Consider the following 26,267-nt stretch of genomic DNA (forward strand, 5'->3'; position numbering starts at 1 on the left):
CCGGCGGGGACTACTCGCGCTCGACCTTGCGGAGCCCGCCCTCGGGCGTCCACCACTCGACGACCAGCAGCGTCGCGGCCTCGTTCAGGTGGGTGTGCACCACCTCGGTGACGTCGACGCGGAAGCCGTCGCCCGCCTCCACGGCCCGGCCGGCGATCTTCGCCTCCCCCGGCCAGTCGGCCTCGGCGCCGTCGACCGGGTCGACCGTCGCGCTGTGCAGCGCCAGCCGCGGGTCGCGCTTCAGGTCCGCGCCCTTGCGCGCCCGGGGCATCGAGCCGAACGTCAGCTCGCCGTCCGCGAACTTCGTCTCGATGCCGGAGATCCGCGGCGAGCCGTCGGCCCGCAGGGTCGCCATCGTCTTGTGCTTGTGCGCGTCGAACAGCCCCTGCACGCGCTGGGCGAACTCCGGTTCCGCCGCCTCGAACTCACGCCACGCCGTCATGCGGTCATGATGGCAGCCACCGCGCGTGCACACCCAGCGGTTTGCGGAACACCAGGCCCGACGCCGCGGCCGGCTCCGCCAGCTCGATCCCGGGCAACCGGTCGAGCACGGTCTCCACGGCGGTCCGCGTCTCCAGCCGGGCGAGGTCGACGCCGAGGCAGAAGTGCGGGCCGTGCGCGAACGCCAGCTGTTTGCGCAGGTCCGGGCGGTGCACGTCGAAGACGTCCGGGTCCGGGAACACCGCGGGGTCCCGGTTGGCGGCGGTGAGCGAGACCGTCACGAGGTCGCCGCGTGCGATCGACGCACCCGCGAGCGAGACGTCGCGGGTCGCGTACCGGTCGACGATCGCCGCCGCGGGTTCGAGCCGCAGCGACTCCTCGATCGCGGCGGGGACGAGCGCGCGGTCCGCCCGCACCAGCTCCAGCCGCGCCGGATCCCGCAGCAGGTGCAGCAGGAGGTTGGCGATCATGCCCTCGGTGGTCTCGATGCCCCCGAACATCAGCACCGCCGCGTTCGACACCACCTCCGGCAGGTCCAGCACCGAAGCCGCCTCGGTCACCAGCGAGCGCCGGCCGACCGCGCCCTCGATGTGGGCACGCAGCTCCCCGAACGCTTCCGCACCACGGGAACCCGTCGGCCGGCCGGCCGAAATGTCGTCCACTGTGGACACGATCGCGTCGTACCAGGCCAGCACCCGCGCCGTGTCGGTGTCGGCCAGGCCCAGCGCGTCGGCGACCACCGCGACGGACAGCGGGCCGGCCAGCGCCCGGCGCAGCTCCGCCCGCCCGGCCGCGGCGAACCCGCCGACCAGCCGGTCGCATTCGGCGCGCACGAACCCGCCGAACCGGTCCTCGATCTCCCGGGGCCGGAAGTGCCGGGCGAACGGCGTCCGGTGCCGGGTGTGCCCGGCGGCGTCCAGGGAGAGCATCGACGGGCCGACGACCCGGGCCGTCGAGAAGCGGGGGTCGTCCACGGTGAAACCGTCCGCGTCGCGCATGACCCGCAGGGCGAGGTCGTGCCGCGTGACCAGCCAGCCGTTCAGCTCCGGCAGCCAGGCCACCGGCTCGGTCGCGCGGAGCCGGGCCAGCAGGGCGTACGGGTCGGTCGTGAGCTGCTCGATCACGCCCGCAGGCCCTCGATCAGGAGCCCGACCAGCCGGCGCGCGTCGTAGTCCGGGTTGTTCTCGGCGCCGACGCAGAGGTTGCCCACACCGCGCATCAGCTCCAGCGGGCGCACCCGGGACGTCAGCCCGGCCGCTTCCAGCAGGTGCGCGCACACCGGGACCAGGCGGTCGATGAAGTACGCGTGCAGGGTGTCGAAGCCGTCGCCCTGCAGGACACCCGCCAGCCCGTGCTTGGTCACCAGGAAGTCGACGAACAGGTCGATCCACTGCGCCAGCGCGGCGTGCGGCGTCTCGGCCGTCTCGAGCAGCACGGGCCCGGCCGCGGCGCACTCCTCCACCTGGTGCCGGTAGACGGCGACGATCAGGTCCGCCCGCGTCGGGAAGTGCCGGTAGATCGTGCCCATGCCGACGCCGGCCTTGGCCGCGATGTCCCGCACCGGCGCGTCGACCCCGGACGCGACGAAGACCGCCGCCGCCGCGTCGAGCAGCGTCCGCTCGTTGCGCCGCGCGTCGGCACGCTTCGGTTTGGCCACGAAACCTCCAGGGTTGCTAAACGGAACAACGCTCCGTATCGTTAGCGGAGCAACGTTCCGCTTGCCATCTTGTCACGGAGGACCGCGAAATGCAGTACCGCACCCTGGGTCGCACCGGCGTCCAGGTCAGTTCCCTCGCACTCGGCGCCATGAACTTCGGCGCGATCGGGCGCACCACCCAGGACGAGGCCACCGCCATCGTCGACGCCGCGCTCGACGGCGGGATCAACGTCATCGACACCGCCGACATGTACGGCCAGGGCGAGTCCGAGGTCATGGTCGGCCACGCCATCCGCGACCGCCGCGACGACATCGTGCTGGCCACCAAGGCGTTCATGCCCATGGGCGAGGAGCGCAACCACCAGGGCAGCTCGCGCCGCTGGCTGGTCACCGCGCTCGAGGACAGCCTGCGCCGGCTCGGCGTCGACCACGTCGACCTCTACCAGGTCCACCGGTGGGACCCGCGCACCAGCGACGAGGAAACGCTTTCCACGCTGACCGACCTGCAGCGCGCGGGCAAGATCCGGTACTTCGGCTCCTCGACGTTCCCGGCCTACCGGATCGTCCAGGCGCAGTGGGCCGCGCGCGAGCAGCGCCTCGGCCGGTACGTCACCGAGCAGCCCAGCTACTCGATCCTGCAGCGCGGCATCGAGGCCCACGTGCTCCCGGTGACGCAGGAGTACGGCCTCGGCGTCCTGGCCTGGAGCCCGCTGGCGTCCGGCTGGCTGTCGGGCGCGGTCCGCGCCGGGCAGGAGATCGCCACCAACCGCGCGACCGTCCTGCCGCAGCGCTTCGACCTCGCCGACCCCGCCAACCAGGCCCGCCTCGACGCCGTCGAGAAGCTGGCCAAGGTGGCCGACCGGGCCGGGCTGACGCTGATCCAGCTCGCCCTCGGCTTCGTGACCGCGCACCCGGCCGTGACCAGCGCGCTCATCGGCCCCCGCACGCTCGGCCACCTGGAGTCGCAGCTCGAAGCGGCCGACACCGTGCTGCCCGCCGACGTGCTCGACGAAATCGACACGATCGTCGCCCCCGGCGTCGACCTGGCCGCCCACGAGAAGTTCGACACCCCGCCCGCGCTGCTCGACCCGTCCCTCCGGAGGCGCTGATGACACCCCGTTTCGGCATCCTGACCGCACCGATGAACGTCGGCTACGACGAGGTCCTGCGCGTCTGGCGCGAGGCCGACACCGTTCCCGAGATCGAGCACGCCTGGCTGTTCGACCACCTCATGCCGATCGGCGGCGACCCGGACGGCCCGATCCTCGAAGGCTGGACGCTGCTTTCGGCGCTGGCCGCGCAGACCGAGCGGATGCGCCTCGGCCTGCTCGTCACCAGCAACCGCTTCCGGCCGCCGGCGGTGCTGGCGAAGATCGCGACCACAGTGGACATCGTGTCCGGCGGACGCCTCGACTTCGGCATCGGCGCCGGGTCGCGCCCGAGCCATCCGCTGGCCCGGCGCGAATACGACGGCCACGGCCTGCCGTACCACACCCAGGACGACGCCGTCGCCGCGCTGGCCGAAGCCCTGACCGTCATCCGTCGCTTGTGGACGGACGACGCGCCGTTCGACTTCGACGGCGAGCACGTCCGGCTGAAGGGCGCGTTCGGCAACCCCAAGCCGGTGCAGCGGCCGCACCCGCCGATCATGATCGGCGGCCGCGCGAGCGCCACGCTGCGGGTCGTCGCCGAGCACGCCGACCTGTGGAACATCCCCGGCGGCGGCGACATCGAGGACCTGGCCGGCCGCAGCAGGCTGCTCGACCGCTACTGCGCCGAGATCGGTCGCGACCCCGGGGAGATCACCCGCTCGATCTTCCTGCCGGTGGACTACGACAAACCCGCCTCCACGAAGGAAAAGATCGAGGAAGCCGTCGACGCCGGCTTCGGGCACATCGTCCTCGGCCTGGCGAACCCGTACCCCGACGGCATCGCGCACTGGGTCGCCGACGAGCTGATCCGCTGAGCTACTTGTCGACTCCTTCGTAGGTGCCCTGGGTGAACCGGCGCGAGAACACGAAGTACACGATCGCCACCGGCAGCGTCATCAGCAGCGCCGCGGCGAGCTTCAGCGGGAACTGGTTGCCCTGGCCCAGTTCGCCGGAGACCAGGCTCGCCACGCCGGAGGTCAGGGTGTTCAGCGCCGGGTCCTGCCGCGACACGATGTAGTGCGGCAGCTCGTTCCACGATCCCTGGAACGACAGGATGGTCACGGTGATCAGCGCGGGTTTCGACATCGGCAGCACCACCGACCAGAACGTCCGGAAAGGACTCGCGCCGTCGATCCGCGCGGCCTCCTCGACGCTGACCGGCACGGTGTCGAAGAACTGCTTCATGATGAACACCCCGGTGCCGTCGACCAGCAGCGGGATGATCATGCCCGAGTAGCTGTCGTACATGCCGAGCTGGTTGAGCACCAGGAACTTCGGGATCAGCAGCACCACGCTCGGCACCGCGATGACCGCCAGGACGGCCCCGAAGATCGCCCGCCGGCCGCGGAAGCGCAGGCGGGACAAGGCATACCCGGCCAGCGAGTTGAACACGACCCGGCCGACGGTGATCGTCACCGAGACGAACACCGAGTTCGCCGCCCAGCGCGGGAAGTTCTGCTCGGCGAGCGTCTTGAAGACACTCGCGGACCACTCCCGCGGCCAGGGCAGCAGCGGGTGCGCGGTGGCGTCGGCGTCGGTCTTGAACGCCGTCGCGAGCTGGATGAGGAAGGGGTAGATGTACAGCGCCGCGACCAGCAGCAGCACCGCGTACCCGAGCCGGCGCTTCACCGGCGTTCCCGCAGGACCCAGCGCTGCACCAGCGTGAAGGCCACGATCACGACGAACAGGAGGAACGCGATCGCCGCGCCCTGGCCCCACTGGTGGCCGATGAACGACGACGAGTACGACAGGTAGGCGGGCGTCAGCGTGGTGTTGGCCGGGTTGCCGCGGCTGAGCACGTACACCTGGTCGAAGACCTGCCAGGTGCCGATCAGCCCGAGCGTCAGCACGAGGAACAGCGTCGGGCGCAGCTGCGGCAGGGTGACGCGCCAGAAGCTCTGCCACGACGTCGCGCCGTCGATCAGCGCGGCCTCGTCCACCGACGGCGGCAGGTTCTGCAGCGCCGCGTAGAACATCAGCATGAAACCGCCGGTGGACGTCCAGACGACGAGCACGATGATCGAGCACATCGCGACGCTCGGGCCGGACAGCCAGTCCCACCAGGACAGCCCGAGGAAGCTGTGCCCGGTCAGCGTGCCCGGCGGGCTCGCGGGATCACCGAGGGCGAGGTGGAAGATGCCGCGCGGGTCGGCGAACCAGCTGGGACCGTCCACTCCGAACAGTTTCAGCGCGGCGTTCACCGTGCCGGTGCTGGAGAACAGGAAGAGGAACACCACGGAGATCGCGACCGAGCTCGTCACGGTCGGGAAGTAGAAGGCGGTCCGGAAGAACTGGCGCCCCTTCAGCTTCTTGCGGTGGAGCAGCAGCGCGAGGAACAACGCCAGCGCCGTCTGCAGCGGCACGACGAACAGCACGAAGTAGCCGTTGTTGCGGACGCTGGTGGCGAAGTTCTGGCGCGTCAGCCCGGGTTCCGCGAGCAGCGCGGCGTAGTTGTCGCCGCCGACGAAGTTCACGCGGGAGGAGAACGGGCTGCCGTTGCCGGTCCAGTCGCTGACGCTCACCCAGAGCGCCATCAGGATCGGCAGCACCATGAACAGGCCGAGCACGATCAGCGTCGGGGCGAGGAACAGCCAGCCGGCCCGGCCCTCGCGCCGGAGGGGGCGGCGGCCCCGGGTGCCGCGCGGGGGTGCGGTACCCGGGACCACCGGCGTGGTGAGCAGCGTGCCCATGACGTCACTGCCCCAGCGCGGCCGCGGTGTTCTGCTGCAGCTGCTGCAGGATCCGCTTCGGGTCGGCGCCCGGCAGCTGCTGCAGCTGGGCGTCGAAGTCGGTCAGCACGGGGTCCATCTTGCTCAGGGTGACGGGCCCGTGCGCGTGGTCGGCGCCGGCGACGAACGCCGCCTGCGCGGGGAACTTCTGCTCGTACTGCGCCCGCACGGACTGCCGCGACGGGATCACGCCGAAGGCCTCGGCGAACGCGAGCTGCTGCTGCGGCTGCATGAAGGAGTCGACGAGCTGCTTGGCCTGGTCCTGGAACTTGCTCTTGGCCGCGATGCCCCAGCACTGCGTGAACGACAGCGTCCCGGGCCCGGCCGGCCCGGCGGGCAGCGCGACGACGCGGTACTTGACGTCCGGGTAGTCCTTCTTCATCCCGCCGGCCATCCAGTTGCCGTCGATGCTCATCGACGCCTTGTGCTGGCCGAAGGCCTCGCCGGAGTCACCCGCGCCGATCTGCTTCGGGTACTTGGCCACCCCGGAGGACAGGAGGTCTCGCACGTAGGTCAGGGCCTGGAGGTTCTGCGGGGTGTCCGCGGTCGCCTTCTTCTGGTCGGCGTCGACCGACCAGCCGCCGGCCTGGACGAGGAAGGAGCCGATGCGGTCGCGGGTGTCGTTGAAGACGAGGCCGGTCCGGCCGCCGGTGGTCAGCTTCTGCGCGACGGTCTTCAGCTGGTCCCAGGTCCGGGGGAAGTCGGCGTCGGTGAGCCCGGCCGCGGTCCAGTCGTCGGTGTTGATCGCCAAGGCCAGCGTCGAAAAGTCCTTGGGGGCGCAGTAGAGCTTGCCGTCCTTGGTGAACGTCGTCCTCAGGGTGGGATAGATGTCCTCCTTGTAGGACAGCGCGTCCCCGTACGGGAGCATCTCGGCGGCGTAGCCCTCGAACTTGGTCGCGTCCACGGCGAAGACGTCCGGCGGGCTGCCCGCGGCGAAGCCCTGGCTGAGCTGCTGCGCCAGGTCGTTGGCGGAGACGACTTCGGCCTTGGAGCCGTCTTTGCCCCAGGCCGCGGCGGCATCCTGCATGGCTTTGAGCTCGGCACCGCCGCTCGCGGCGATCATCACCTTGAGCGTGGCGGGCCCGGCCTGCTGGGTGGCGGGCTTCGACGAGTCGTCGAAGCCACTGCCGCAGGCGGAAAGCGGGAGCAGCAGACCGGCCGCCGCGAAGGCGGCCACAGTTCGGCGGGGAAGCATCGATCCTCCTTGATCGCGCGGGGACTCACGTGGTGCGCAGCACCAGGTGCGGGGTGAAGAGGGTGGTCACGGGTTCGGTTTGCCCGCGCAGGATGGCCCGCAGCTGCCGCACGCATTCGGCGGCGACATCGGCGATGGGCTGCGCGACGCTGCTCAAGCCGAGGACGGAAGCGGTGGGGGTGTCATCGAAGCCGATGACGGCGGCATCGGCACCGGGCCGGATACCGCGGTCGCGCAGTTCGGCGGTGACCCCGAGAGCGAGGGAGTCACTGGCACAGACGAACGCGGTCGGCGCACCGGTGCCGGCCCAGTGCGCCGGGTGGCCCTCGCCGCCGGGCAGGCTCGCCGAGCGGCCGCTCATACCGCCCGCGATCAGCCCGCTGGTGCCGGATCGGCCGGCCTCGCTGCGACCGGGCCGGTTCGCCGAGCGGCCGCCCGCCGTTCCGGCACCGCGGGGCAAGCTCGCCGAACGACCGCTGCCCGCCTCCCCGGCGCTGCTGGGCAGGTCTGCCGAGCGGCCGCTCCTGCCGCCCGCCGCCCCGGCACCGCGAGGCAAACTCGCCGAACGACCGCCGTCCGCCTCCCCGGCGCTGCTGGGCAGATCTGCCGAGCGGCCGCTCACACCACCGGCCGCCCCGGCACCGCGGGGCGAGCTCGCCGAGCGACCGCCCCCTTCGCCGCCGGCCGGCCCGCTCGCGTCCAACAGCCGGGCGGCAGCCGAGCGACCACCCTCCACCCCGTCGAACACCGCGGCCTGCGGGCCTTCGCCCAGTCCGGCCGCCGCGAGGCCCGCCGCCCAGCCCGCGCGGCGGTCGTCGCCGCTTCCCGACCCCTCCGGCCAGCCGACGAACGCGATCCGGCGGTGGCCCTGGCGCACCAGGTGGTCCGTGGCCAGCCGGGTGCCCGCGGCGCCGTCGACGTCGACCCACGGGTGGGTGTCCTCCGCTCCCCACGGCCGGCCGAACGTCACGAACGGCAGCTCGCGCTCGAGCAGCCAGCGGGTGCGCAGGTCGTCGTGGTGGGTGTTGGTCAGGACGAAACCGTCGATGCCGACCGAGGCGATCAGGTCGGCGTACGCGCGCGTCTCGGCTTCGTCGTCGGCCGCGGTGAACAGCATGATGCGGTGGTCGAAGCGCTCCGCGGTCGCGGTGAGCGAATGCAGGAACTGGTCGAGCACGACGCCGCTGACGCCGTTGCCCGACGGCGGGATGCACAGCCCGATGATCTGCGACCGCGTGGTACGCATCTGCCGCGCTGCGGTGTTCGGGCGGTAACCCAGCCGCTCGATGGCGGCCTGGACGCGTTCGCGCGTCTCCGGGCTGACCACCTCGGGCGAGTTGATCACGTTGGAGACGGTCTGCCGCGACACCGCGGCCGCCTCGGCCACCGAGTTCAGCGTGGGCCGTGCCATGTCGCCTCCGGGTTTGAACGTTCAACTGCCGGTCACTCTGAACCCGTGGCGTTGAGCTGTCAAGACCTCGAAGTCAGTTGACATTCTTTCGTTTGATCGATCCAATCGTAGCCATGGCCGATCTCCAGCCCCTTCTTCACGACCTCGCGATCGCCCTGCACGCGCCGACCGTCGTCCTGTCCGGCCGGGACGGGCAGATCCGCGGCGGCGGGACGCAGGGCCTCCTGCACGGCGACCTGCGGCTGCTCAGCGAAGCCGTCGTGACGGTCGACGGGGATGAACCGGAGACCATCGGGAGCGACGAGCCGGGCGCCGACCGCGCGCGGTTCACCGGGCTGCTGCGCCGGGTCGGGAGTCCCGGGCCCGACCCGACGGTGTGGCTGCGGCGCGAACGCCACGTCACGGCGTCCGGGATGACCGAGGAGCTTGCGCTCGTCTCGACGGACGGGGTGCACCGCGACTGCGTCGTGGAAGTGGTGCTGGCAGCCGACTTCGCGCCGATCGACGAGATCAAGTCGGGCGGCCGCCGCTCGCCGGTGACCCCGGACGGCGCTCGCTGGGCCGGCGACTCCGCGACGTCCGAAGTGACGGCCGAGGGCGCCGAAGTCGTCGTCGACGGCCCCCGCGTCCGGCTGCGCTGGACGGTGGCCGCGCCGGCCACGCTGCGCTGGTCACTGCGAGTTTCCGACGAACGCGCGCTGTTCGTGCCGGCCGGCACCCGGCTGCCGCGGCCCGAGGTGCACGCCGACGACCGCCGGTTCACCGCGTTGCTGGACCGCGCGCTCGACGACCTCGACGGCCTCCTGCTCGCCGAGCGCGACCACCCCGGCGACAGCTTCGCCGGCGCCGGCGCACCCTGGTTCCTCACACTGTTCGGGCGCGACAGCCTCTGGGCCGCACGGCTCGCGTTGCCGCTGTCGGTCGACGTCGCGCGCGGCACGCTCCGGACACTCGCCCGCGCGCAGGGCACCCGGCACGACCCGGCGACCGGCGAGGCGCCGGGCAAGATCCTGCACGAGCGGCGCCGGGACACCTTCGAGACGATCGGCGGCGCCTCGCTGCCCGCCGAGTACTACGGGACCGTCGACGCGACCGCGTTGTGGGTGTGCCTGCTGCACGACGCCTGGCGCTGGGGCCTGCCCGAGGACGACGTCCGCGACCTGCTGCCGACGCTGCGGTTCGCGCTGTCCTGGATCACGGGCGCCGCGGACCCGGACGGCGACGGGTTCGCCGAGTACCGCGACGAGAGCGGCCACGGCCTGGCCAACCAGGGCTGGAAGGACTCGGGGGACGCGGTCCGGTTCCGCGACGGTTCGCAGGCGAAGCCGCCGATCGCGCTGGCCGAAGTCCAGGCGTACCAACATGAAGCGGTGGTGCGCGCGGCCTCCCTGTTGACGGCCCTGGGCGAACCTTCCGACGGTCTGTCCGAGTGGGCTTCGGCTCTGCGAAAGCGTTTCCGCGACCGGTTCTGGGTGTCCACTCCGGACGGACGGTACCCGGCGCTGGCCCTGGACGGCGACAAGCAGCCGGTCGACGCACTGACGAGCAACATCGGCCACCTCCTGGACACCGGCCTGCTCTCCGCGGACGAAAGCGCGTCGATCGGGGCGTTGCTGCTGGACCCGTCGCTGGCGTCGGGGTTCGGTCTGCGCACGATGAGTTCGACCGCGGGCGGCTACTCCCCGTTGAGCTACCACTGCGGCTCGGTCTGGCCGCACGACACGGCGGTGGTGGTCCGCGGCCTGCAGCGTTCGGGCCAGGGTTCGCGCGCGGCTTCCCTTGCCGCCCAACTGCTTTCGGCCGCTCCGGCGTTCGGCTACCGGCTGCCCGAGCTGTTCGCCGGGTACGACGTGGCGGAGAGTTCGTCGCCGCTCCCCTACCCGGCGTCGTGCCGGCCCCAAGCCTGGTCGGCGGCGGCCGCGGTGAGCCTGCTCATGGCATTCCTCGGCTTGGAGGTCGACGTTCCGGCGCGGACGGTGAGGCTGTCCCCACCCCGGCCAAGCCCGGTCGGTGCACTGCGGGTCCGGGGCCTGCCACTGGCGGGGTCCACTGTGGACATCGCGATCGACGCTGCCGGCTCGGTGACGGAACTGCGGCTGCCGCCGGGGTTTTCAGTCCTTGCGGAACAGTCCGGCGAGCAGGAAGGGCACCCCGAATAGGCCGGTGTTCTCCCGCATCGGCCGCAGTTCGACCTCGGTGTAGCCGCCGAACAGCCGGCGCAGCTCGTCCGGCGTGTACGCGAGACCGCCGTGGAGGCTGCGGTCGCGGTAGAGCTGCACGTCCGGGACTTCGACGCCGGAGTCCGGATCGCCGGTGCCGGCGGCGAAGCACGCGAGGCCGAAGTGGCCGCCCGGCTTCAGGTGGCGGTCCAGCAGGGCCAGGTAGCTGATCCGCCGGTGTGGTGCGAGATGGTGCAGGCAGCCGGAGTCGTAGATCAGGTCGTAGGTCTCGTGCGGCAGGTCCATGGCGAAGATGTCGGCCTGGTGGAAGCGGACACCGGCGCCGCGTTCGGCCGCCCAGGCGATCGCGGCGGGCGACCGGTCGACAGCGTCCACCTCATACCCCGCGGCGGCGAGCCTTCGCGCGTTGCGTCCGGGTCCGCAGCCCAGCTCCAGCGCGCGGCCTTTCCGGAGGGAACCGTCGCGGAGCCAGGCGTCGAGGCTTTCGTCGGGCTGGTCGGCGAAGAACGGGACGGGCCGGTCGCGGTCCGCGTAGAAGCCGTCCCACGGGATGTCTTCGAAGAGGCCGTCCAGCATGCTCAGGAGGTCGTCGACCGACCGGATGTCGCGGTTCACCGTTCGACGTGGTCGCGCACGGCCCGCAGCTCCTGGTCGATGACCGCCATCTGCGCGTCGATGGCCGCCGGTTCGGTTCCCTGGGGGAAGAAGAGGCTGAAGATCAGCTCGGCGCCGGTCAGGTTGGGGACCACGCGGGTGAAGAGGCCGAGGTTCGGGGCGTCGGCGCTGACGACGTCGACGACGCCGTGGGCCTTCGCGGCCTTGACCACGACCTGGCGCTGCTCGCCGCCGGACCGGACGCGCCAGACGTCGTCGTGGTCGTGCTCGACGGCCTGGGCGAAGTCCGGCGCCCAGTCCGGGATGTGGCGGGCGTCGGCGAGGTAGTCGAAGACCCGGTCGGGCGGGGTGGACACGGAGATGGTGCGCGTCTCGGCGCGCCCCGGTTCGGATGATGTCATGCGATAAACGATACGCAGCTGCTTATGATTTGTCCACGCGTAAGATCTGGCCGGTGAGCGAAGACCTCGGAGCGTTGTGCGCCGGAGCGGGCCGCGCGCTGGCCGAGGCCGAGCGCCCGGTGCTGGAGGAGCACGGGCTCTCGATGTGGCAGTACGTGGTGCTGTCGGCGCTGTCCCCGGGGGCGGCGCCGAGCCAGCTGGCACTGGCCCAGCAGATCCACTACGACAAGACGCGGCTGATCGCACTGCTGGACGGCCTGGTCGCGGAGGGACTGGTGAGCCGCTCGCCGGACCCGTCCGACCGCAGGGCCCGCGTGGTGCGGCTGACCCCCCTCGGAGTACGGCGTCATGCGGCGGTCCGCGACGCGATCCGCGAGCTGGAGGAGCGGCTGCTCAGCGGGCTGGACGAGGAGACCCGGCGAGCGCTGCGGGTGGGCTTGGCCCACCTGGCTCACTCGGACTGACCCGCACCGACAGGGCGCACGCGAGGGGCGAGCGCCGGCCGGCACTCGCCCCTCGACCCGTCAGCCCACCGCGCAAAGGGTTCCGTTCAAACGGAACGCCGTCGGCAGGATGTTCGGCCCGCCGTAGTCCGCGACGAACCCGACGTCCCATCCACCGCTCAGCGCCGCCGCCGACGTCACCTTCACCTCGGAACCGGACTGCGTCCACGTCCCGTTCCAGCCGCTCGTGACCCGCTGCCGCGCCGTCGGCCAGGCGAACGTCAGCGTCCAATCGCCCGTCACCGCCGCCGACACCACGTGGATCCCGCCCACGAAACCGCTCGCCCAGTCGTTCACATCCGTCAACGCCACCGCGCAACTGCTCGACGAAGGTGCGCCCGTCGTAAGAGTCAACGGCGGTGACGCCCACGACACCTTCCCCGCCGCATCGCGCGCCAGGACGTTCGCCGTGTACCTCGTGCCCGGGGCCAGGTTTCCCACGGTCAACGAGGTTCCCGTCGTCTCGCCCCACTGCTCGCTGACCACGCCCGCCTGCCGGTACACCTCGTACTTCACGCCGGGCGCCGACGGGGGCCAGCTGATCGTCGCCGTCGTGTCGGTCGTCGTCGCGGTCGGCTGGCCCGGTGCCGCCAACCGCGCCGGCGCCGCGGCGGGGTGCAGCACCACCGTCGTCAACGAATACGGCGGTACCGTTCCGTCCCACGTCGACGCGCGGGTGATCGACGTCGCGCCGTTCGTGAACGTCGACACCTCGGCCACGGACGCACCCGCGCCGGACAACTTCACCGTGCGGGCCGAGTCAGGGTCCTTGTTCACCAGCAGCACCGCGACATCCCCGTCCGGACGGCGGACCGCGTGCGCGTCGAGCAGCGGGTCGTCCGTGCCGGCCCGCACGAACTGGTCGCCCGGCCGCGCGAACGTGCTCAGCATCTTCAGCCCGTAATACGGCGCGAACGGTGTGTTGAGCGCCGGCTCGCACCCGCCGTCGAGACAGGTCGCGCTCGAGAGCAGGCCGAAGTCACCGTAATCCGGGTATCCGGCCACTGTGGACAGTGCGGTCGCGCCGTTGTGCGTGTCCCACCAGTCCACTGTGAACACACCGTTCTCCAGCAGGGACGCGTACGCCTCGGCCGCGAACAGCGCGCCCGGCTGGGTGTTCATGCCGATCGGCGTGTTCGTCTCGGTCAGGGCGATGCCGAGCGGCCGGCCCGCGTACCGCGCTATCTGCTCCCGCGCCAGGTAGATCATGTCGTCCACCTGCTCGGTCTTGGTAAGCGCTTCCGCCGCCGTCGACCCGCCCGGATACCAGTGCAGCACGGCGAAGTCGACGTGCGGGCCCGCGATCGACAGCACGGTCTGGTTCCACGTCCCGGTGTCCCCGGCGCCGACGATGCCATCCGGCCAGTTCGCCGGTGTCGTGAGCACCGCGCCGATCTTCACCGACGGGTCGACGGCCTTCATCGCGTCGGCGTAGGCGACGACGCCCGCGGCGTACGCGGCCGGGCTCTTGTCCTCGTGGTTGTCGGCCTCCCAGTTCGCGCCGTAGTGGCCGTTGCCGTAGAGCTCGTTGCCGATCTCCCAGTACTTGACGCTGTAACCCTTCGTGACGTTCGCGTACCGCACCCAGTCGGCGGCCTCCTGCGGCGTCCCGGTGCCGTAGTTGGCGATGACGATCGGCTGCGCGCCGGCCCGCCGGACGCCGCCCATGAACGTGTCGAAGTCCGTGCCGGGCGCCACGTACCCGCCCGGCGCGGTGTTGTCCTTCCAGTGGTAGATGTCGCCGTAGGAGCCGCCGGGGTAGCGCATCGCGGCGACCCCCGCGGCACCGAACAGGTCGGCCACGGTGTCGGTGCCGAGCTGGCTGTCCCACACCGCGTGGTTGATGCCGAGCGCGGTGTCCGGCACGGTGGCCAGCCCCGCTTTCGCGTTGACCGTCACGGTCGCTTCGGGCGGGGTCGCCGCGGCCGCCGCCGGCACGGCCGCCACGAGCACGGCGGCCACCGGCCACGCTGCCCAGCGCAGACGTCGAGCTGTCATGGATCGTCCATCCTCACTCGTCGAGACGCACGGATGGCTGAGAGCGCTCTCAGAGCAGAGAACCAGTGCGCGGCCCGGAAGTCAACGAAAGTCCCGGGACGGCCCGGCCCGCATCGACAGATCGAGGCGTTCGAGGCGGTCGGCGACGAGCGTGACGACGCCCTCCGCGGCCTGCACCTGCCCGCGGATGAGCAGCGCCGAGCTGGTGCGGGCGACCAGGCGCTGCCGCTGCCACAGGCCGGGCGAGACGAGGACGTTGGCCATGCCGGTCTCGTCCTCGAGGTTGAGGAACGTGATCCCGCCGGCGGTGGCCGGGCGCTGCCGGTGCGTCACCGCGCCGCCGACCCACACGCGCGTCCCGTCCTCGACCCGCGCGAGCTCGGCCGTGGTGAGCGCGCCGCGCGCGGTGAGCAGCGCGCGCAGGTACTCGACGGGGTGGCTGTCCGGGGAGACGCCGGTGGCCCACAGGTCCGCGGCCGTCACCTCCAGCCGCGTCATGCCCGGCAGTGCGGGCGCGTCGAGGCCCGGGGCCAGACCCGGCAGGTGCCCGGGCCGGGTGGTCGCCGCGGCGCCCGCGGCCCAGAGGTCCTGACGCCGGTCGCCGCCGAACGCGCCGGCCGTGGCCAGGGCTTCGACGGCGTTCTTCTTCAGCCGGACACGCCGGGTGAGGTCGCCGGCCCCGGCGTACGGGCCGCTCGCGTCACGCTCGGCGACGATCGACGCCGCGGCGTCGTCGCCGAGGTGCCGGACACCGGCGAGGCCCAGGCGGAGCGCGACGCCGCCGGTGCTGTCGGCGTCGGGTTCGAGGGTGGCGTGCGCGAGGCTGGCGTTGATGTCCGGCTCCCGGACGCGGACGCCGTGCCGGCGCGCGTCGGCGACCAGCGACTGCGGGCTGTAGAAGCCCATCGGCTGCGCGCGCAGCAGCCCCGCGCAGAACGCGGCCGGGTAGTAGCGCTTGAACCACGCGCTCGCGTACACCAGCAGCGCGAACGACATCGAGTGCGCCTCGGGGAAGCCGTAGCCGGAAAAGGCGTGGATCTGCTCGAAGATCCGCGTCGCCAGCTCGCGGTCGAGGCCGTTGGCTTCGCACCCGGCGAAGAACCGCGCCATCAGCGCCTTCATCTTCGCGCTGGACCGCTTGGCGCCCATGGCCCGGCGCAGCTGATCGGCCTCGGCGCCGGTGAACGAAGCGACGTCGACGGCCATCTGCATCACCTGCTCCTGGAACAGCGGCACCCCGAGCGTCCGGTCCAAACTGGACGCCAGCAGCGGGTGCGCGTGCTGCCACTGCTCTTCCCCGCGGCGGCGCCGGATGTACGGGTGCACCGAACCGCCCTGGATGGGGCCGGGGCGGATCAGCGCGACTTCGATGACCAGGTCGTAGAACTTCCGCGGCCGCAACCGCGGCAACGTCGCGAGCTGCGCGCGGGACTCCACTTGGAACACTCCGACGGCGTCGGCTTCGCAGAGCATGTCGTAGACGTTCGGGTCGGCGAGGTCGAGCTCCCCCATGTCCACAGTGGACCCGTGGTGCTCGGCGACGAGGTCGATCGTGTAGTGCAGCGCCGACAGCATGCCGAGGCCGAGCAGGTCGAACTTGACCAGGCCGACGGTGGCGCAGTCGTCCTTGTCCCACTGCAGGATGCTGCGATTCTTCATCGTGGCCCATTCGACCGGGACCACTTCGGACACCGGCTGTTTCGAGATCACCATGCCGCCGGAGTGGATGCCGAGGTGACGCGGGAAGTCCTCGATCCGGGCGGCCAGGTCGAGGACGTCGGCGGGGATGTCGCCGGCCGTCTGCTGTTTGGTGCCTCCCCAGCGGTCGACGAGCTTGCTGTAGGCGTCCTGCTGCCCGGGGCTGTGACCGAGGGCCTTCGCGGCGTCGCGGATCGCGGACGGCGCCCGGTAGGTGACGACGTTGGCGACCTGCGCGGCGTGGAAGCGGCCGTGCTTCTCGAAGACGTACTGGATGGCCTCCTCACGGCGGCCGGACTCGATGTCGATGTCGATGTCCGGCGGCCCGTCGCGCTCCGGGGCGAGGAAGCGTTCGAACAGCAGGTTCCACTTCACCGGGTCGGCGTGGCAGATTCCCAGTGCGTAGCAGACGGCGGAGTTCGCCGCGGAACCACGGCCCTGGCAAAGGATGTCGGATTCCTTGCAGAACCGGACGATGTCCCACACCACGAGGAAGTAGCCGGGGAACCCGAGTTTCCCGATGACGCCGAGCTCGTGGTCGAGCTGGGCGTAGGCCTTCGGGTTGTCCTCCCGCGGCCCGTAGCGCTCCGCCGCGCCGCGCCAGGTCAGCTCGCGCAGGAACGACATCTCGTCGTGCCCGGCCGGCACCGGGAACGGCGGGAGGTCGGGGGCGACGAGCTTCAGGTCGAACGCGACCTCGACGCCGAGGACGGCGGCGCGCCCGACCGCGCCCGGGTAGCGGCGTTCGAAGCGGCGGCGCTGCTCCATCCCGGACCGCAGGAACGCCTGCCCCGACGGCGGCCGCCAGCCTTCGAGCTCCTCGGCCGACCGGCGGGCCCGGACGGCGGCGACCATGTCGGCCACGACGGCGTCTTCCGGGCGCGCGTAGTGCGCGTTGTTCGAGACGACGGTCGGCAGCCGCAGGTCCTTCGCCATCCCGGCGAGGTGGTCGTTGGCCGTGTCGTCGAGGGGCTGGCGGTGGTCGATCAGCTCGACGGCGACGTGCCGGGGCCCGAACCAGTCCGCGAGCCGGCTCAGCTCGGCTCGCGCGGCGGCGGGCCCGTGCTCGGCGAGGGCCCGGCGGACCGGCCCCTTGCGGCACCCGGTGAGCACGACGACGTGCCCGGCCAGCTCGTCGACCAGCTCCTCGAGGTCGTAGACGGGCCTGCCCTTCTCGCCGCCCGCCAGCTGCGCGTGGGAGATGACCTTGCAGAGCCGGTGGTAGCCCTCCTGCTGCCGGGCGAGCACGAGCAGGTGCGACCCTTCCGGGTCCGGCTCGCCGGCCTGCGGCGCGGGCAGGTCGAGCGACAGTTCGGCCCCGAACCCGACCCGGACGCCGAGCTCCCGCGCGGCGTCGTTGAACCGGACGGCGCCGTACATGCCGTCGTGGTCGGTGAGGACGAGGGCGTCGAGCTCGAGCCGCGCGGCCTCCTCGACGAGCCGCTCGGGGTGGCTCGCGCCGTCGAGGAAGCTGAAGTTGGAGTGGACGTGCAGCTCGGCGTAGGGAGCGCGGATCCGGTCGCCGCCGTCGTCCCGGCTCTTGCGGGACCGCAGGTCTTCGGGCGCCCCGGCGTACCCTTCGCGTTTGCGCGACCACGCCGGGGCATCGTTGCCGTCGCCCGGAACGGGTGGCCGCCCGGAGGCGATCCGCTCCACTTCGGACCACGGCACGTTCGGGTTGTTGAACGCCAAGATTCCGCTCCCCACAAGGAGTTCGCTGTGGGGAAGCCAGCGACTACCGTTCGAACACACGTGCGAGTACTGTGGGTCGATCCTGTGCCGGGGAGCGTCCGGTGTCAACTCGGGAGTCGCATCGGTCACAAAGGACTAGTCGTAGACGCCCTCGACTGTCCACTGTGGATCAGCGCCGACGGTGGCTTCGAGCAGCAGCGCGAGGTCGTCGTTCTCGCCTTCCAGCACCACCTGCACCCGCGCTGTCGGGCGCGCGCCGCGCACCACCCACGGCCCCGCCGAACCGAGGACCCTTCTCACCGGGCCGTCGCCGATCGAGACCGTGGCCGGCGGGTAGCTGAGCTCGCCGCGCTCGGTGCAGCGGACCGCGTCGCCGACGGCGTCGAGCACCGAAGCCGCCGGGGACCGGGGCGGCACCCAGGCCGGCGACGGCGCGGGCAGGCGTCCCGGCCACGGCCGGTCCTCGGTCACCGGGCGCCGCGGCTCGCCCCACGGGACCAGGCGGACGCGCTCGGCCGGGCCGCGGCCGCCGTCGAGCAGCGGGGTGAAGACGGCGTCGGGCCCGAGCAGGCCCTGGATGCGCACGAGGGCGCGGCCGGCGCGTTCGGCGGCGTCGGCGTCGCGGCCCAGCGAGCCGAGCTGCAGCTGCAGCGCCTGCCCGCCGACGACCTCTTCGGGGTCGAGGCGCAGCCGGACGATCCCGGCGGTGGGCCGGTCGCGGGCGGTGAGCCAGCCTTCGCACTGCCAGCGCACGCGGTCGGCCGTCGCGCGGGCGGTCAGGGGTTCGGCGCAGCGCCAGACGCGTACGCGCTCTTCGCCGGCTTCGGTGACCGCGACGATGGCCAGGCGGGTGCAGGCGAGGCCGTGGTTCGCGAGGCCGGCGAAGAAGCGTTCGCCGAGGGTTTTCGCGACGAAGGCGGCTTCGTCGATTCGTCTGAGGGGCTCGTCGAAGGTTTCGGTGACGGTCAGGTCCGGCGGGAGGGCGCGGCGCAGCGGCGGGCGTTCGGCGAGGCCGCGGGCGAGGCGGTGGGCGGTGATGGCGTCCTTGGTGAAGCGGCCGGCGACGTCGCGTTCGGCCAGCGCGGCGAAGGCGCCGAGGGTACGCAGGCCGAGGCGGCGCAGCAGGCCGACGAGCTCGCCGCGGTCGTCGCCCGGCTGGTCCAGCTCGGTGATCGAAAGGGGCGCGAGGAAGGCTTTCGTGCCACCGGGCGGGACGAAGGCCGAGCGGCGCGCGGCAAGGGTCGCGGCGAAGAGACCATCGGCGATCCCGACCTGACACTCGACCCCGGCCCGGGCCGCGACCTCGTCGACGAGCAGTTCGGCGAGGGCTTCTTCGCCACCGAAGTACCCGGCGGCACCGGCGACGGGCACGGCGACGATGCCGGGCCGCACAACCTCGACCCCGACGGCCTGCGCCTCGACAGCGGCGGCGACGGGTTCGAAGAGCCGGGCATCGCGGTCTGGATCATGTTGGTGCACAACGAGTTCCGGGCACCGGGACTGGGCGTCGCGCCGCCGCATCCCGCGCCCAACCCCGCTGCGGCGAGCTTCGGCGGAGCAGGCGACGACGCGGTTGGCGGAGAAGACGGCAGAGGGGGCGGTCGGCGGAGTCCCGGCAGCGGCCCCGGCGGCGACGACCGGCCAGTCCGGGCACCACAGCACGAGCAGCCGTGGCGAAGAGCTCATCCCGCGGCGGTGGCCGGGAATCCACCCCGGCCGGCGCCGCCAACCGCGGCGGCGCGCCGACCATCGCGAGACCGCGGCGAGGTGCCTGCTCGGCCGCGCCGACCATCGCGCGACCGCAACAGGGCGCCCGCCCGGCCGCACAACGCAATCCGCCGACCGTCGTGCGACCACAACAAGGCGCCCGCCCGGCCGGACAACACGGCCCACCGACCCCCACGCGACCACAAGACACCCGCTCGGCCACACATCGCAGCCCGCTGACCATCGCGAGACCGCGGCGAGGCGCCCGCCCGGCCGTACATCCTTGGGCTGGCACCGCAACTCGCGCGACTCACCGTGCGGCCGCGGCGAAACACCCGGCCGGCTCGCACCCTGGCTCCCCGCTCATCGCGCAGACCCGGCCGGTGCGGACAACCGCCGCCGGCCAGTCATCGCGCAAGCCCAGCAGCGCATCCCAGCCGGCGCGAACAACCGCCGCCGGCCAGTCATTGCGCAAGCCCCGCAGCGCATCCCAGCCGGCGCGAACAACCGCCGCCGGCCAGTCATTGCGCAAGCCCCGCAGCGCATCCCGGGCCGCGGAACCCAACCCACGCACCACAACTCACCCGGCCACCTCGGCCAAGCGACGCCGCTCCGGTGGCTCCCCCGCCGCCAAACTCCCGCCCGGCCCAGGCAGCTGCAGCCGCACCGACAACGGGCGGACCGCTGCCCCCCGGCCGCGGCTTGTCGCCACTACCTCGCGGGCTCGCAGGTGTCCGTACCCGTCCTGCGTCAGTCCGTGCCAACGACGTCCGGACACGCGCAGCTCCAAGTCCGCTCCCGGCCACGAACCCAGCGTCAGCAACACCGTTCCCCTGCTGCGAACCCGGCCCGCCACCCTACGTGCGAGCTGGGGCTGGACCGCGACCGGTCCGAGCACCACCAGGTCGAACCCGTCCACCAGTGCCGACAACACGCCCGTCAGCTCCGCTCCGGGATGGGGTACCAGCGCCAGCCGTTCCAGGGCAACGCCCAGCTCCGCCGCCGCGGCCAGGCCCAGTTCCGGCAATGCCGTCACCGCCGCCCAGGAACCGTCGCGGGTTGCCGCCGCCAGCAGGGCCGGGACCAGCGAGGTCGCGCCGCCCAGGGCGATCGTGGTGCCGCGGCGCAACCCGCCTCCCGGCAGCAGCCTCGCCAGGGGTGGCAGCACCGTCAACACCTCCGACGACGGCGAATCCGCCGCCGTGCGGACTCCCGGGATCGCCGTGAGCCCGGCCAGCGCCTCCGGCACCGCCACCACCGCTCACCTCCAGCACCACGTACTCGCACCGGAGACACCCACCGCGGAAGCCGCGGGCGCACCCTGGAGAAAGTCATCGAACACTTGTTCGCATAGTGCGAGACGTGCGGCCCGCTGTCAAGCCGGGGGTCACCCCGGCGGGGCATGGCCGCTCCGGCACACTGGACCGCATGACCCGCACGAACCCGGGCATCGACGCCGCGAGCGTCGACACGCTGACCGACGCGGTCCTCACCGCGTCACGGCTGCTGGTGGCGGTGTCCGTCCGGTCGATCGCCGCGGCCGAAGACAGTCTGACACTGCCGCAGTTCCGGCTCCTCGTCGTGCTGCACACGCGCGGGCCGCTCAAGCACGCGACGCTCGCCGACCACCTCGGGGTCACGCCGTCCACCGCCAGCCGCATGGTCGACCGGCTGGTCGCCGGCGGGCTGGTCGACCGGCGGCACAGTCCCGTGTCCCGGCGCGAGATCGTGCTGGAGATCACCCGCGAGGGTGGCCGGATCGTCCGGCAGGTGACGACCCGGCGGCGCAAGGAGATCGCCAAGATCGTCGCGCGGATGCCGGAGGAGAGCCGGCAGGGGCTCGTCGACGCGCTCACCGCGTTCGCCGAAGCCGGCGGGGAACCGCCCGCCGCCGCGGCACCCGAAGACATCTGGGGCTGACGGCTCAGACCACGCGGCTCACGACCCACGCGTGCGTGCCGACCTGCCGCACGCGGGTGAACCCGGACTCCTCGAACAGCTCGACGGTCGCGCTGAACAGGAACCGGCCCGGCGCGTCCCGGCCGGTCGTCACCTCGGAGATCGCCTCGACGAGCCCGCCGCCGGCCGCGCCGATCTGCGTCAACGCCCCATCCAGCGCCGCGCGGGCGACCCCGGCGCGCCGGTGTTTCCGGTCGACGAAGAAGCACGTGATCCGCCAGTCCGGACGCGGCGGCGCGGCCTTGTCGTACTCGCGCCGGTGTTTGATGCGAGGCAGCTCGTCCGGGCTCCCGTACTGGCACCAGCCCTGCGCGACGCCGTCGTCGTCGAACACGAGCGCCGCGTGCGCGCCGCCGGTCCGGACCCGCTCCTGCTTGAGTTCGCGGCGGACCGATCCGCGCAGCTTGCCCTCCGGGTGGAACCCGAGGCACCAGCAGCCGCCGAAGACGCCGTTGTTGCGTTCGGCCAGCTCCGCGAACGCGTCCCACGTCGAGGCGTCCAGGGACCGCGTGGTGTAGGTCACCCGGCGATCCTGCCGCAAGCGGGCCTCGTCGTGAACCCCGCCACTCCAGCGCGGCTTGACGGCCCGGCCGAGGTGGCGAGGAGCACCACCGCGAACGCGTCCTCCCTGTGACGCGGATCCCTGTCACGTCCTCCCCCACCACCTCGTCCAAAGGGTGAAGCGAGAAAAGAGGACGAGATGCGCCGGATCCTGATCGTCGGTGGTGGTTACGCCGGGTTCTACGCCACCTGGAAGCTCGAGAAGAAGCTTCGCCAGTACGAAGCCGAGGTCACCCTGGTCGACCCGCGGCCCTACCTGACCTACCAGCCGTTCCTGCCCGAGGTCGTCGCCGGGGCGGTCGAAGCGCGGCATGCTGCCGTGTCGCTCAGGCGGCACCTGCGCCGCACCCGCGTTGTCGCCGGGACCGTCACCGCCATCGACCACGCGCACCGCGTCGTCACCGTGCGGCCCACCGATGGCGACGCCTTCGAGCTCGGCTACGACCTCGTCGTCGTCACCGCCGGGGCCGTCACGCGGAAGCTGCCCGTGCCCGGGGTCGCCGAGCAGGCGATCGGGCTCAAGCACGTCGAGGAGGCCGTCGCGATCCGCGACCGGCTGCTCACCTCGTTCGACCGTGCCGCCGTGCTGCCCGACGGCCCGCGACGCCGGAAGCTGCTCACCGTCACCTTCGTCGGCGGTGGCTTCTCGGGCGTCGAGGGCTTCGGCGAACTGCTGTCGCTCGCGACGGCGCTGCTCAAGCGCTACCCGGAGCTGCACCGCGACGAGCTGCGGTTCCACCTCGTCGAGGCGTCGGGCCGCATCCTGCCCGAGGTCACCGACCGGCCGGGCCGCTGGGTCGTGCGCGAGCTGGAACGCCGCGGCGCGCGCGTCCACCTGGACACGCTGGTGACGTCGGCGACCGGTGGGCACGTGACGCTTTCGACGGGCGAGGAGTTCGACTCGGAGCTGATCGTCTGGACGGCGGGCAACGGCGCCAACCCCGTCCTCGGCAAGCACACCGACCTGCCCGTCGACGAGCGCGGCCTGGTCGTCGTGCGGCCGGACCTGCGGGTCGAGGGCGTGGCGGACGCCTGGGCCGCCGGTGACGACGCCGCGGTGCCCGACCTCGCCTCGCCGGTCCCGGGCGCGCGCACGGTGCCCAACGCGCAGCACGCCTACCGGCAGGGAAAACTGCTGGCCCGCAACATCATCGCGACGCTGCGCGGCCGCGAGCCGAAGCCGTACGTCCACCACGGCCTCGGCGCCATCGCGACGCTCGGCCTGGGCCGCGGCATCTTCCAGTACCGGCGCCTGGTGATCACCGGCCTGCCCGCGTGGCTCATGCACCGCGGCTACCACGTGCTGGCCGTGCCGAGCTGGGAACGCAAGGTCCGCGTGCTCGCGGTGTGGCTGACCGCCGCGCTGTTCGGGCGGGACATCCTGTCGCTGGCTTCGGTGCAGCACCCGCGCGACGCGTTCGTCAGCGGCGGTGACCGTCCGGAATGGACTGGGGAAGAACTCCCCGCCCCCTTCAAGGTATAGCCGACCCCGGGGCTTGCCGCAAGGCCGGGGTCGTCCCCCACAATGGCCGCGCAACCAGCGACAACAGGGGGAACGCATGCGTGTTTTGCTGACGACGTGGGGATCGCGCGGGGACGTCGAGCCGTTGGCGGGGCTGGCGGTGGCCCTGCGCGGGCTCGGCGTGGACTCGGTGGTCTGCGCGCCACCGGACGGGGATTTCGTGACGCTGCTGGAGCGCGCCGGGGTGGCGCACGTGCCGCTGGGCCCGTCGGTGCGCTCGGTGGTGACCCGCGAGCGGCCGGACCCGTTCGCGCTCGCGGACGAACTGGTCACCGCGCGGTTCGACACGCTCGCCACCGTGGCGAAGGACTGTGACGTGGTGGTGGCACAGGGGTTGCTGCCCGCCGGCGCGCGGGACGTCGCCGAGCGGGCCGGGATCCCGTACGTGTACGCGTGTTACCACCTGCACGGGCTGCCGTCGCCGCACTTCCCGCCGGGGATGCGGCCGGGCACGCCGTCCCCGGCGGGCGAGACCGACAACCGGGTGCTGTGGCGCCACGACGCCGAGCGCGTCAACGCCCTGTACGGCCCGGCGCTCCACCGGCACCGGGCGGCGCTCGGCCTACCGCCGGTGGAGAACGTCCGCGACCACGTCTTCACCGATCGGCCGTGGCTGGCCGCGGATCCGGTGCTGTGCCCGACGGACCTGGACGTCCGGCAGACGGGCGCGTGGATCCTGCCCGACGACCGGCCGCTCCCGGACGATCTGGCGAAGTTCCTCGATGACGGCGAGCCGCCGGTGTACGTCGGCTTCGGCAGCATGGCCGCGTACGCGCCGGAGGGCATCGCGCGGATCGCGACCGAGGCGATCCGCGCGCACGGGCGCCGGGTCGTCCTGGGCAGCGGCTGGGCCGGCCTGACGGCGGTCGACGACGCCGTGGACTGCTTCGTCGTCGGCGAGGTCAACCACCAGGCGCTCTTCCGCCGGGTGGCGGCGGTCGTGCACCACGGCGGCGCGGGCACCACCACGACGGCCGCCCGGGCCGGCGCGCCCCAGGTGGTGGTGCCGCGGATCGCGGACCAGCCCTACTGGGCTCAGCGGGTGGCCGAACTGGGGATCGGCGCGGCCCATCCGGACCCGGTGCCGACCGCCGAGTCGCTGTCCGCCGCGCTGGCCAAGGCACTCGCCGCGGAAGGCCGCGTGGACATCCGCACCGACGGCGCGACGACGGCCGCGAACCGGCTCGTCGAGCTGGTCTGAGCGACGGGCCTCGCCGGAGCTCCCGGCGAGGCCCGCCCGGCCTCAGCCCGCGAACGGGCTCGCGTCGATCGCGCAGGTCTTGCCCGCGGCCGGGAACGCCCCGGAAATCAGGTAGTCCCGCTTCACCTGCTCGGTGCACGTGCTCGGCACGTACATCGACGAGTGCCCGTACCCCTCGGTGACGAACACGCGAGCCCTGGCCAGTTCCGCCGCGCCGTCGCGAGCGCCGGCCAGCGGCGTCGACGGGTCGTAACGGTTGTTCAGCACCAGGATCTCCGCCGACGTCGGACGGTTCCACGGGCCGGTGTAGCGGTCCGCGGCCGTCCCCTTCCAGAACGCGCAGCTCATCATGTCCAGCACCGCGATCCGGCCGAAGTACGGGACGCGCTGGTCCTCGGACTCGGCGTACCGGCTGTAGATCGCCGGGTCGGTCGGCACATCGCTGTCACCGCACTGGATCGCGTTGAAGGCTTCGGTGCGGTTGGACGTGTACGGCTCGCCCGCCTTGAACGCGACGGCCGTGCGAGGAGCGTCGTACAGGCGTTGCAGCAGCGACGCGATGTCCGGCCAGCCCCGCGAGTCGGACAGGTCCGCCGCCGCGTTGATGATCCCGGAGTACGTCCACGTTTCGCCGTCCGAGGTGATCGGCGCCTGCTTGGCGCGCGCGGTGATCGAAGCCCACTTCGCCTTCGGGTCGCCCGAGGAGAACGCGCACTTCGGACCGGCTTCCGTGCACAGGCGCAGGAACTGGTCGAACGTCTGCGAGATGCCGGTGGCGACGTCCTGGCGGGTGTCCAGCGGGACGCTCTTGCCGCTGCCGTCGTGCCCGGTGGAGTTGCCGGTGAAGTCCATCGTGCCGTCGAACACCATGGCGCGGATGCGGTTCGGGAACAGGTTGGCGTAGGTGGCGCCGAGCTGGGTCCCGTAGGAAATGCCGTGGTAGGTCAGCTTCGCGTCACCGACCGCGCGGCGCAGTAGTTCGAGGTCCCGCGCGGTGTCGGCCGTCGAGACGTGGTCGAGGATCGGGCCCGCTTTGGCCGCACAGCGATCGGCCAGCTCCTTCGACTTGGCGTAGAAGGCCGCGTTGCCGCTCGGGTCGCCCGGCATCTCCGGGAACGAGCCGAAGAAGGACTCCTGCTCGGCGAGGGTGTCGAAGCACCGGACGGCGGTGCTGTTCCCGATCCCGCGCGGATCCCACGAGACGACGTCGAACCGCGCGCGCAGCTGGTCGGAGAACAGCCACGGCCACTTCCCGCGCTCCCGCAGGCGTTGCAGGCCGGACGCGCCCGGGCCGCCGAAGTTGACGAACAGCGTGCCGATCTTGTGCGCGGGATCGGTGGCGGGCAGCTTGATGAGCGCGAGGTCGATCTTCGCGCCGGACGGCCGGTCGTAGTCGAGCGGCACCGCGGCGGTGGCGCACTGGAAACCGTCTTCGCAGCCGGTCCAGCTCAGGTTCGGAGTGGGAACGCTGTCGACGGAGGCCGAAGCCACGGCCGGTCCGGCCGCGACGGCCACCGAGACGCCGAGCGCGACGACCACGCCGCGCACGATGCCTCCCCCAGGAAAACGACGCACGAAGAACCCTTTCGTCGGAGAAAACGATCACCTCCACAGACGCGGGGCGCCCGCCGAGGTTCCACGAGTCA

General features: G+C 72.3%; 22 protein-coding genes. 7 read left to right on the forward strand and 15 right to left on the reverse strand.

What is annotated here, in order from left to right:
• Nucleotides 1–10: 10 nt before the first annotated feature.
• The 3 genes from ACZ7PG_RS22895 to ACZ7PG_RS22905 are packed head-to-tail and all read right to left on the reverse strand — an operon-like array spanning nt 11 to nt 2,098.
• Nucleotides 11–442 (reverse strand): pyridoxamine 5'-phosphate oxidase family protein, encoded by a 432-nt coding sequence (locus ACZ7PG_RS22895; protein WP_470241119.1) that lies wholly within the window; start codon nt 440–442, stop codon nt 11–13.
• Nucleotides 443–446: 4 nt separating this feature from the next.
• Nucleotides 447–1,565 carry a cytochrome P450 gene (locus ACZ7PG_RS22900; RefSeq protein WP_470241120.1) on the reverse strand — a complete coding sequence of 373 codons (1,119 nt, stop codon included), beginning with the start codon at nt 1,563–1,565 and terminating at the stop codon, nt 447–449.
• The gene (locus tag ACZ7PG_RS22905) at nt 1,562–2,098 is read right to left on the reverse strand and encodes a TetR/AcrR family transcriptional regulator (protein ID WP_470241121.1); all 537 of its coding nucleotides are present in this window, start codon (nt 2,096–2,098) and stop codon (nt 1,562–1,564) included. The genes ACZ7PG_RS22900 and ACZ7PG_RS22905 overlap by 4 nt, the downstream gene beginning before the upstream one ends.
• 89 nt (nt 2,099–2,187) lie before the next feature.
• Here ACZ7PG_RS22905 and ACZ7PG_RS22910 point away from each other — a divergent pair, with 89 nt between their 5' ends.
• On the forward strand, nt 2,188–3,207 hold the full coding sequence (locus tag ACZ7PG_RS22910) for an aldo/keto reductase (RefSeq protein ID WP_470241122.1): 1,020 nt from the start codon (nt 2,188–2,190) through the stop codon (nt 3,205–3,207).
• Entirely contained in the window at nt 3,207–4,064 is an 858-nt protein-coding gene (locus ACZ7PG_RS22915; RefSeq protein WP_470241123.1) for an LLM class flavin-dependent oxidoreductase, read from the forward strand. Before ACZ7PG_RS22910 ends, ACZ7PG_RS22915 begins: the two co-directional genes overlap by 1 nt.
• A 1-nt stretch (nt 4,065) precedes the next feature.
• On the opposite strand, the gene ACZ7PG_RS22920 is transcribed toward ACZ7PG_RS22915, so the two are convergent.
• From ACZ7PG_RS22920 to ACZ7PG_RS22935, 4 genes are read right to left on the reverse strand one after another with little or no spacing between them, the layout of a single operon-like run.
• On the reverse strand, nt 4,066–4,878 hold the full coding sequence (locus ACZ7PG_RS22920) for a carbohydrate ABC transporter permease (protein WP_470241124.1): 813 nt from the start codon (nt 4,876–4,878) through the stop codon (nt 4,066–4,068).
• Nucleotides 4,875–5,939, reverse strand: a complete 1,065-nt coding sequence (locus tag ACZ7PG_RS22925; RefSeq protein ID WP_470241125.1) for a carbohydrate ABC transporter permease — start codon at nt 5,937–5,939, stop codon at nt 4,875–4,877. The genes ACZ7PG_RS22920 and ACZ7PG_RS22925 overlap by 4 nt, the downstream gene beginning before the upstream one ends.
• A gap of 4 nt (nt 5,940–5,943) precedes the next feature.
• On the reverse strand, nt 5,944–7,173 hold the full coding sequence (locus ACZ7PG_RS22930; RefSeq protein ID WP_470241126.1) for a sugar ABC transporter substrate-binding protein: 1,230 nt from the start codon (nt 7,171–7,173) through the stop codon (nt 5,944–5,946).
• Nucleotides 7,174–7,198: 25 nt separating this feature from the next.
• Nucleotides 7,199–8,584: a LacI family DNA-binding transcriptional regulator gene (locus ACZ7PG_RS22935; RefSeq protein WP_470241127.1), complete on the reverse strand. Its 1,386-nt coding sequence runs from the start codon at nt 8,582–8,584 to the stop codon at nt 7,199–7,201.
• 113 nt (nt 8,585–8,697) lie between these two features.
• Between ACZ7PG_RS22935 and ACZ7PG_RS22940 the strand changes: the two genes are divergently transcribed.
• A complete protein-coding gene (locus ACZ7PG_RS22940; protein ID WP_470241128.1) occupies nt 8,698–10,743 on the forward strand; it encodes an amylo-alpha-1,6-glucosidase in 2,046 nt (681 codons plus the stop codon).
• Here ACZ7PG_RS22940 and ACZ7PG_RS22945 read toward each other — a convergent pair.
• Nucleotides 10,696–11,379 (reverse strand): class I SAM-dependent methyltransferase, encoded by a 684-nt coding sequence (locus tag ACZ7PG_RS22945; RefSeq protein WP_470241129.1) that lies wholly within the window; start codon nt 11,377–11,379, stop codon nt 10,696–10,698. The genes ACZ7PG_RS22940 and ACZ7PG_RS22945 overlap by 48 nt on opposite strands.
• On the reverse strand, nt 11,376–11,780 hold the full coding sequence (locus ACZ7PG_RS22950) for an SRPBCC family protein (protein ID WP_470241130.1): 405 nt from the start codon (nt 11,778–11,780) through the stop codon (nt 11,376–11,378). Before ACZ7PG_RS22950 ends, ACZ7PG_RS22945 begins: the two co-directional genes overlap by 4 nt.
• Before the next feature lie 53 nt (nt 11,781–11,833).
• On the opposite strand from ACZ7PG_RS22950, the gene ACZ7PG_RS22955 reads away from it, so the two are divergent.
• Complete coding sequence (locus ACZ7PG_RS22955; RefSeq protein ID WP_470241131.1) at nt 11,834–12,244, forward strand: MarR family winged helix-turn-helix transcriptional regulator; 411 nt, start codon at nt 11,834–11,836, stop codon at nt 12,242–12,244.
• Nucleotides 12,245–12,304: 60 nt separating this feature from the next.
• On the opposite strand, the gene ACZ7PG_RS22960 is transcribed toward ACZ7PG_RS22955, so the two are convergent.
• The 4 genes from ACZ7PG_RS22960 to ACZ7PG_RS22975 all read right to left on the reverse strand — a co-directional run bounded on the left by ACZ7PG_RS22960 (nt 12,305) and on the right by ACZ7PG_RS22975 (nt 20,633).
• Nucleotides 12,305–14,281, reverse strand: a complete 1,977-nt coding sequence (locus ACZ7PG_RS22960) for a cellulose binding domain-containing protein (RefSeq protein WP_470241132.1) — start codon at nt 14,279–14,281, stop codon at nt 12,305–12,307.
• Nucleotides 14,282–14,362: 81 nt separating this feature from the next.
• Complete coding sequence (locus tag ACZ7PG_RS22965; RefSeq protein ID WP_470241133.1) at nt 14,363–17,671, reverse strand: error-prone DNA polymerase; 3,309 nt, start codon at nt 17,669–17,671, stop codon at nt 14,363–14,365.
• Nucleotides 17,672–17,806: 135 nt separating this feature from the next.
• Complete coding sequence (locus ACZ7PG_RS22970) at nt 17,807–19,357, reverse strand: DNA polymerase Y family protein (RefSeq protein ID WP_470241134.1); 1,551 nt, start codon at nt 19,355–19,357, stop codon at nt 17,807–17,809.
• 601 nt (nt 19,358–19,958) lie between these two features.
• A complete protein-coding gene (locus ACZ7PG_RS22975) occupies nt 19,959–20,633 on the reverse strand; it encodes a hypothetical protein (protein WP_470241135.1) in 675 nt (224 codons plus the stop codon).
• Nucleotides 20,634–20,806: 173 nt separating this feature from the next.
• On the opposite strand from ACZ7PG_RS22975, the gene ACZ7PG_RS22980 reads away from it, so the two are divergent.
• The gene (locus ACZ7PG_RS22980) at nt 20,807–21,298 is read left to right on the forward strand and encodes a MarR family winged helix-turn-helix transcriptional regulator (RefSeq protein ID WP_470241136.1); all 492 of its coding nucleotides are present in this window, start codon (nt 20,807–20,809) and stop codon (nt 21,296–21,298) included.
• A gap of 4 nt (nt 21,299–21,302) precedes the next feature.
• Here ACZ7PG_RS22980 and ACZ7PG_RS22985 read toward each other — a convergent pair whose 3' ends face one another.
• Nucleotides 21,303–21,860, reverse strand: a complete 558-nt coding sequence (locus ACZ7PG_RS22985; protein ID WP_470241137.1) for a GNAT family N-acetyltransferase — start codon at nt 21,858–21,860, stop codon at nt 21,303–21,305.
• Nucleotides 21,861–22,037: 177 nt separating this feature from the next.
• On the opposite strand from ACZ7PG_RS22985, the gene ACZ7PG_RS22990 reads away from it, so the two are divergent.
• Both ACZ7PG_RS22990 and ACZ7PG_RS22995 read left to right on the forward strand, forming a co-directional pair.
• On the forward strand, nt 22,038–23,381 hold the full coding sequence (locus ACZ7PG_RS22990; protein WP_470241138.1) for an NAD(P)/FAD-dependent oxidoreductase: 1,344 nt from the start codon (nt 22,038–22,040) through the stop codon (nt 23,379–23,381).
• 76 nt (nt 23,382–23,457) lie between these two features.
• The gene (locus ACZ7PG_RS22995) at nt 23,458–24,621 is read left to right on the forward strand and encodes a glycosyltransferase (protein ID WP_470241139.1); all 1,164 of its coding nucleotides are present in this window, start codon (nt 23,458–23,460) and stop codon (nt 24,619–24,621) included.
• Nucleotides 24,622–24,663: 42 nt separating this feature from the next.
• Here the strand turns inward: ACZ7PG_RS22995 and ACZ7PG_RS23000 are convergent, their stop codons facing one another.
• A complete protein-coding gene (locus ACZ7PG_RS23000; protein WP_470241140.1) occupies nt 24,664–26,169 on the reverse strand; it encodes an alpha/beta fold hydrolase in 1,506 nt (501 codons plus the stop codon).
• Nucleotides 26,170–26,267 lie beyond the last annotated feature (98 nt).

The sequence above is a fragment of the Amycolatopsis sp. NPDC114504 genome, assembly GCF_055633595.1.

What these genes read in the sequence shown, in the direction of transcription:
- ACZ7PG_RS22930 (WP_470241126.1), bottom strand. Translation starts at nt 7,173, where the DNA reads ATGCTTCCCCGCCGAACTGTGGCCGCCTTCGCGGCGGCCGGTCTGCTG.
- ACZ7PG_RS22915 (WP_470241123.1), top strand. Translation starts at nt 3,207, where the DNA reads ATGACACCCCGTTTCGGCATCCTGACCGCACCGATGAACGTCGGCTAC.
- ACZ7PG_RS22990 (WP_470241138.1), top strand. Translation starts at nt 22,038, where the DNA reads ATGCGCCGGATCCTGATCGTCGGTGGTGGTTACGCCGGGTTCTACGCC.
- ACZ7PG_RS22950 (WP_470241130.1), bottom strand. Translation starts at nt 11,780, where the DNA reads ATGACATCATCCGAACCGGGGCGCGCCGAGACGCGCACCATCTCCGTG.
- ACZ7PG_RS22995 (WP_470241139.1), top strand. Translation starts at nt 23,458, where the DNA reads ATGCGTGTTTTGCTGACGACGTGGGGATCGCGCGGGGACGTCGAGCCG.
- ACZ7PG_RS22970 (WP_470241134.1), bottom strand. Translation starts at nt 19,357, where the DNA reads ATGAGCTCTTCGCCACGGCTGCTCGTGCTGTGGTGCCCGGACTGGCCG.
- ACZ7PG_RS22935 (WP_470241127.1), bottom strand. Translation starts at nt 8,584, where the DNA reads ATGGCACGGCCCACGCTGAACTCGGTGGCCGAGGCGGCCGCGGTGTCG.
- ACZ7PG_RS22940 (WP_470241128.1), top strand. Translation starts at nt 8,698, where the DNA reads ATGGCCGATCTCCAGCCCCTTCTTCACGACCTCGCGATCGCCCTGCAC.
- ACZ7PG_RS22925 (WP_470241125.1), bottom strand. Translation starts at nt 5,939, where the DNA reads ATGGGCACGCTGCTCACCACGCCGGTGGTCCCGGGTACCGCACCCCCG.
- ACZ7PG_RS22895 (WP_470241119.1), bottom strand. Translation starts at nt 442, where the DNA reads ATGACGGCGTGGCGTGAGTTCGAGGCGGCGGAACCGGAGTTCGCCCAG.
- ACZ7PG_RS22980 (WP_470241136.1), top strand. Translation starts at nt 20,807, where the DNA reads ATGACCCGCACGAACCCGGGCATCGACGCCGCGAGCGTCGACACGCTG.
- ACZ7PG_RS22960 (WP_470241132.1), bottom strand. Translation starts at nt 14,281, where the DNA reads ATGACAGCTCGACGTCTGCGCTGGGCAGCGTGGCCGGTGGCCGCCGTG.
- ACZ7PG_RS22910 (WP_470241122.1), top strand. Translation starts at nt 2,188, where the DNA reads ATGCAGTACCGCACCCTGGGTCGCACCGGCGTCCAGGTCAGTTCCCTC.